Genomic DNA, 856 nt, shown 5'->3' with positions numbered 1-856 from the left:
GCAGGGCGCGCCCGCCGGCTGGACCGGCGCGTGGGTGTCCGCGGCGCTCGGGGTGGCCGTCGAGCCGGTCCCGGGCGGGCCGGTCGCCGACGTCCGGCTGCTCACCGGGCTCGCCCTGCGACGCAACCCGCGCCGCCCGCACCTGCTGGTCTCCACCGTGCTCGGCAAGCACGTGCCCACCGACCCCCGGCTCGTCCGATCCGCGGCCCGGCTGCTCGGCCTGCTCGTCGCCGACCAGCTGGCGGGGGAGGAGCCGCCCACGGACCTCGACGGCGCGGCGGCGCTGCTCGTCGACGCCCTCGACCCGGCGGGGGAGCCGTCGGAGGCCCTGCTGGAGCGCCTCGACGCGGCGGTGGCTTCGCTGGTGGCCGGGGCTCCCCCGGTCGGGGCGGCCGTCCTCGGCTACGCGGAGACCGCCACCGGGCTGTCTCACGAGGTGGCCGAGGTGCTGCGCGCGGCGCACCTGCACTCGACCCGCCGCCGGGTGCCGGGCGCGGCCGCCGCGGCCGGCTTCGACGAGGAGCACTCGCACGCGACCGGGCACCTGCTGCTGCCCGACGCCGACGTGCTGGCCGGGCTGCTCGGGGAGGCGCCGCTCGTCCTCGTCGACGACGAGCTGTCCACCGGGCGCACGGCCCGGAACACGCTGCGGGCGCTGCACGCGCTCCGGCCGCGGGACCGGTACGTCGTGGCCGCGCTCGTCGACGTCCGCGGCCCCGACGACGTCGCGGCCACGGAGGCGCTGGCGGTCGAGCTGGGGGCGCGGGTGGACGTGGTGATCCTGGCCCGCGGCCGGGTGCGGCTGCCCGACGACGCGGGCCCGCGCGCCCCCGACCTCGTGGCCGCCCACGACCTG

1 protein-coding gene is annotated in these 856 nt (G+C 80.1%); it reads left to right on the top strand.

What is annotated here, in order from left to right:
* The coding region (locus WCS02_RS20760) for a phosphoribosyltransferase domain-containing protein (RefSeq protein ID WP_340296209.1) at positions 1-856 on the top strand (856 nt) is incomplete at both ends.

Origin of the sequence: Aquipuribacter hungaricus (assembly GCF_037860755.1) — a bacterium.
Classification (GTDB): Bacteria; Actinomycetota; Actinomycetes; order Actinomycetales; family JBBAYJ01; genus Aquipuribacter; species Aquipuribacter hungaricus.
The sequence above is the reverse complement of the archived record's forward strand: the minus strand, read 5'-3'. Positions and strand labels throughout refer to the sequence as shown.